Source organism: Endozoicomonas acroporae (genome assembly GCF_002864045.1).
GTDB lineage: Bacteria > Pseudomonadota > Gammaproteobacteria > Pseudomonadales > Endozoicomonadaceae > Endozoicomonas > Endozoicomonas acroporae.
Window position 1 is genome coordinate 1 of sequence record NZ_PJPV01000013.1, and the last position, 5,596, is coordinate 5,596.

At 49.9% G+C, this 5,596-nt stretch carries 3 protein-coding genes; all 3 read right to left on the reverse strand.

The window, feature by feature from the left end:
* Positions 1-1,384: DUF1601 domain-containing protein (locus tag CX664_RS02585; RefSeq protein ID WP_145999770.1), on the reverse strand; the 1,384-nt coding region annotated here is incomplete at its 3' end.
* Between the two features lie 105 nt (positions 1,385-1,489).
* Positions 1,490-4,732: an RAP domain-containing protein gene (locus tag CX664_RS02590; protein ID WP_101745221.1), complete on the reverse strand. Its 3,243-nt coding sequence runs from the start codon at positions 4,730-4,732 to the stop codon at positions 1,490-1,492.
* A 42-nt stretch (positions 4,733-4,774) separates the two neighbouring features.
* A partial coding sequence (locus tag CX664_RS02595) for an RAP domain-containing protein (RefSeq protein ID WP_145999771.1) occupies positions 4,775-5,596 on the reverse strand: 822 nt, incomplete at its 5' end.

The window sequence follows — 5,596 nt, forward strand, 5'->3', positions numbered from 1 at the left end:
CTTTCTGTGCGTTCACGTGGGGCAACAGCACGGCCACGGCCTCGTTAAGATCTGGTGTCCGCTCCTGTCCGATGTCCACCAGTTTCGCCATGGCCCATAGCAGGTTGGCGATTTCCTGTGGTTTAAAGCAAGCTTTTTGTGTGTTTACGTGGGGCAACAGCGCAGCCACAGCATCTTTGAGTTCTGGTGTCTGCTCCTGACCGTTGTCCACCATTTTTGCCATGGCCCACAGCAGGTTGGCGATAGCCTGAGGAATAAATTGGTCTTTCTGTGCGTTCACGTGGGGCAACAGGGCGGCCACGGCCTCGTTGAGCCCTGGTGTCCGTTCCTGCCCGTTGTCCACCAGTTTCGCTATGGCCCACAGCAGGTTGGCGATACCCTGTGGTTTAAAGTTAGCTTTCTGTGGGTTCACTTGGGGCAACAGCACGGCCACGGCCTCGTTAAGACCTGGTGTCTGCTCGTACCTGTTGTCTACCAGTTTTGCCATGGCCCACAGCAGGTTGGCAATATTCTGGGTATCAAATTGGTCTTTCTGTGCGTTCACATGGGACAACAGCGAAGCCACGGCCTCGTTGAACTCTGGCGTCCGCTCCTGCCCGTTGTCCACCAGTTTCGCCATGGCCCATAGCAGGTTGGCGATTCCCTGAGGAATAAATTGTTTTTTCTGTGCATTCACATGGGGCAACAACACGGCCACGGCCTCTTTGAGCTCTGCTGTCCGCTCCTGCCCGTTGTCCACCAGTTTCGCCATGGCCCAAAACAGGTTGGCGATTCCCTGGGCATCAATATCCCTGGCTTCAGGTTTTTGGTTGCAGTTAAATATTATTGCATCAAATAGCGTTGACAATAAGTTAGCCTGAGTAAGTTTAACTCGCTCATCCACGGGTTTATGAAGGGTAAAAACACCCGCTGAAGTAAATGAGTGCAGTGTTGTCGTCAGGCTTCGCCAATTCCAGCTCCGTGTTGCGGTAAAATTTGGCAACAATCGTACCAGCTGGCTTTGTTCCGCTCGATTTAACGGTCTTTTAGCAGCTGACGTGTATTTTTTAATTGAACTGGCATATTGCGCATGTTTTTTCCCATCATAGCGATGACCGAAACGATCCGATTTACTCACCAGATCATCCATTATTTCTGGTTTGATGAGGGCATTAAAATCTTGAGTCGGGTTGACAGAACGGCGTACTAGATATTGAGAAGAGCATGGGGCTGAAGAATGGTAAAATTCATTATGCCACGGGGTAGAGTGGGGGGGATTATCTTGATGTCTGACTGTACAATGTCTATACCGTCCACGCCTTGAAACAGCAGAGTCATCCGGTTGGTTGTAATCATTACCTGGTCTTGCGTATTTATCACTGATACCGGCAGAACTTCTATCCATAATTATATTTCATTAATTCATGAAAATATAAAAAGCAGACTGCTGTTCTGCTCAGAAGTTCATTTTGCGGGAAAGTTTACTTGAGTCATGATGGGAGTGAGGCGATTACTGGCTGTTTGTTTTCTTCCTCTTTGCTGGGTTGGTTTGCTCTGCTAAATCTTCTTCACCAGTCACGTATGCAGCACCTGCCCACCCTCTTTTAAGTGAAACAGAACTATGACCCTGTGGCGGGATGCTTACCCTGATCTTTATTTGATCAATATATGGTTTCATTAAATCTTTGTTTACAAGCTGGTTAGCCGGGATTTCAATGACCTCAAATCCTGCTTTTTGCAGCAGTGCGATTTTCAGCAGAGTAGAACCATTTCTGGTGTTGAAATCACCACCCACGTAATGAGAGGGGCCCTGCACTTCAATCACCATGTTGTGATCTGGCAGTAGCAGGTCAACCGGAGGTAATGAGTTAAGACTCTTTTCTTCTTCAATCTTTAAAGATGGAATAGAGGATTGGAGTTGATCACGGAAGTCGGCTTGGTTTTTTGAAATGTTTGTGTGGTAATGGCGAACGACCGGACAGGCTCTGCCAAGCCAACTTGCAGCCATGGTGATGATGGATTGTTCCTCTTCATTGTCTGGCGATGTATTTTCCAGACGAATGAACAGGTCATTCATGTGTTTTTCAAACACGCTACTTTTATTAGCATTGGAATCCAGAGATAACCTGGCACAGCATACCATGACTCCCCAGAGGGACATTGATATCTCTTCCTGAGAAAACTGAGGGTTCTTACTGATTCGATAGACAAGCGATTCGAACGTAGAGGTAACCACGTTCAGCTCAACGAGTTCACCCAGTTTGGCCGTGGCCCACAGCAGGTTGGCGATTTCCTGTGGTTTAAAGTTAGCTTTTTGTACGATCACGCAGTTCAACAGCGCAGCCACCGCTTCGTTGAACTCTGGTGTCTGCTCGTGCCCGTTGTCCACCAGTTTCGCCATGGCCCACAGCAGGTTAGCAATACCCTGGGCATTAAATTGGTCTTTCTGTGCGTTAACGTGGAGCAACAACGCGGCCACAGCCTCGATGAGCCCTGGTGTCTGCTCGTGCCCGTTGTCCACCAGTTTCGCCATGGCCCACAGCAGGTTAGCAATACCCTGGGCATTAAATTGGTCTTTCTGTGGGTTCACGCAGGTCAACAGAGAAGCCACCGCTTCGTTGAACTCCGGTGTCTGCTCGTACCTGTTGTCTACCAGTTTTGCCATGGCCCACAGCAGGTTGACGATATGCTGGGGAATAAATTGGTCTTTCAGTGCATTCACGTGGGGCAACAGCGCGGCCACAGCATCTTTGAGCTCCGGTGTTCGCTCCAGCCCGCTGTCAACCAGTTTCGCCATGGCCCACAGCAGGTTGGTGATTTCCTGAGGTTTAAAGTTGGCTTTATGTGCGTTCATGTGGCGCAACAGCGCGGTCACTGCTTCTTTGAGCTCTGGTGTTCGCTCCTGCCCGCTGTTCACCAGTTTCGCCATGGCCCACAGCAGGTTGGCGATTTCCTGTGGTCTAAAGTGAGCTTTCTGTGCATTAACGTGGGGTAACGACGCCGCCACGGCCTTGTTGAGTTCTGGTGTCCGCTCCTGCCCTTTGTCCACCAGTTTCGCCATGGCCCACAGCAGGTTGGCGATACCCTGTGATTTAAAGTTAACTTTCTGTGCGATCACTTGGAGCAACAGCACGGCCACGGTCTCGTTGAGTTCTGGTGTCTGCTCTTGGCCGTTGTCCACCAGTTTCGCCATGGCCCACAGCAGATTGGTGATACCCTGGGCATTAAATTGGTCTTTCTGTTCGTTCACCAGGGGCAACAGCGTGGCCACGGCCTCGTTGAGCCCGGGTATCCACTCCTGCTTGCTATTCACCAGTTTCGCCATGGCCCACAGCAGGTTGGTGATTTCCTGAGGTTGAAAGTTAACTTTCTGTACTTTCACTTGGGGCAGCAGTGCGGCCACGGCCTCTTTGAGTTCTGGTGTCCACTTTTGCCCATTGTCCACCAGTTTGGCCATGGCCCACAGCAGGCTGGTGATTTCCTGTGGTATAAAGTTAGCTTTGCGTGCGTTCACGCGGGGCAATAGCACGGCCACAGCCTCGTTGAGTTCTGGTGTCCGCTCCTGCCCGTTGTCCACCAGTTTCGCCATGGCCCACAGCAGGTTGGCGATACCCTGAGGGATAAATTGATCTTTCTTTGCCTGTACATAGGACAACAGTGCGGCCACAGCCTCGTTGATCCCTGGTATCCGCTCCTTCTCGTTGTCTGCCAGTTTCGCCATGGCCCAAAGCAGGTTGGCGATATGCTGAGGAATAAATTGGCTTTTCTGTATGTTCACACGGGGCAAAAGCGCGGCCAGGGCCTCTTTGAAACCCGGTGTCTGCTCTTGCCCGTTGTCCACCAGCTTCGCCATGGCCCACAGCAGGTTGGCGATTTCCTGTGCTTTAAAGTGAGTTTTCTGTGCGTTCACGTGGGGCAATAGCGTAGCCACGGCCTCGTTGAGCCCCTGTGTCCACGCCTGCCGATGGTTCGCCAGTTTCGACATGGCCCACAGCAAATTGGCAATATGCTGCGGAATAAATTGGTCTTTCTGTGCGTGCACATGGGACAACAGCGCGGTCACAGTCTCTTTAAACCCTGGTGTCCGCTCCAGCCCGCTGTCCGCCAGTTTTGCCATGGCCCACAGCAGGTTGGCGATTCCCTGGGCATCAATATCCCGGGCTTCAGGTTTTTCGATGCACTTCAATATTATTCCATCAAGTAGAGCGCACAATAACGCAGTTTGAGTGAGCTGGACACGTTCCTCCATGGGATTATGAGGGGTAAAAACACCCGCTGAAGTCAATGAATGAAGTGTTGTTGTCAGGCTTCGCCAATTCCAACTCCGTGTTATTGTGAAATTTTGCAGCAAATGTATCAGCTGGCTTTGTTCCACTCGATTTAACGGTCTTTTAACAGCTGACGTGTATTTTTTAATTGAGTTGGCATATTGACTGTGTGGTTTCCCATCATAGAACGGAGTGTAACGATTCGATTTACTCACCAGACCTGCCATTATTTCCTGTTTGATAAGGGCATTAAAATCCTGAGCAGGGATCACTGAACGGCACAGTAGATTTTGAGCAGGGTATGCGCCAGAGAAATGGTAAAATTCATTATGCCCCGGGGTAGTGCGCGGGGGATTATCCCACTGTCCGACTGTGCCCTGTCTATATTGCACGCGCCTTGAAAAAGCGTCACGGGTATCCGGTTGGTTGGCATTATTATCTGGTCTTGCGTATAAACCACTGATTCCAGCTGAGCTTCTATGCATGTTTATATTTCATCAATTCATGAAAATATAAAAAGCAGACTGCTATTCTGTGCAGAAGTTCATTTTTCTGAAATGCTCTATCCTGATCTTTATTTTATTAATACATAGTTGCATTAAATAACGGTTACAAAGTGTATTAGCCGGGATTTCAACGACCTCAAATCCTGCTTTTTGCAGAAGTGCGATTTTAAGCAGAGTCGAACCTTTCCTGGTTTTTAAATCACCGCGCACGTAATGGGACAGTCCCTGAACTTCAATCACAATGTTGTGATCTGGCAGTAGCAGGTCAACGGGAGGCAATGAGTTCAGGCTCTTTTCTTCTTCAATCTTCAAAGAGGGAATGCATGACTGGAGTTGATTGCAGAAGTCGGTTTGAGGTCTTGACCTGGTGGTCTGGTAATGGGGGACGAACGGGCACGGTCTCCCAAGCCAACTGGCGGCCATGGCAATGATGGATTGATCCTCTTCATTGTCAGTGGAGGTATTTTCCAGACGAGTAAACAGGTTATCCATGTGCTTTTCAAGTCCGTTATTTTCATTGGCATTGGAGGCCAGAGACAACCGGGCACAGCATACCATTACTCCCCAGAGCGACATCAATATATCTTGTTGAGAGAGCCGGGGGGTGTCACTGATTCGGTAGACAAGTGATTTGAACGTGGAGGTAAACAGGGGCAGCTCAACGAGCTCACCCAGCTTCGCCGTGGCCCACAGCAGGTTGGCGATTTCCTGTGGTTTAAAGTTGGTTTTCTGTGCATTCACGTAGGACAACAGCGCAGCCACGGCTGCGTTGAGCTCTGCCGCCTGCTCCTGACTGTTGTCTACCAGTTTTGCCATGGCCCACAGCAGGTTGGTGATATGCTG

Bases quoted from the DNA above. Each gene is read 5' to 3' on its own strand.
- CX664_RS02590 (WP_101745221.1), bottom strand. From the start codon at position 4,732: ATGCATAGAAGCTCAGCTGGAATCAGTGGTTTATACGCAAGACCAGAT.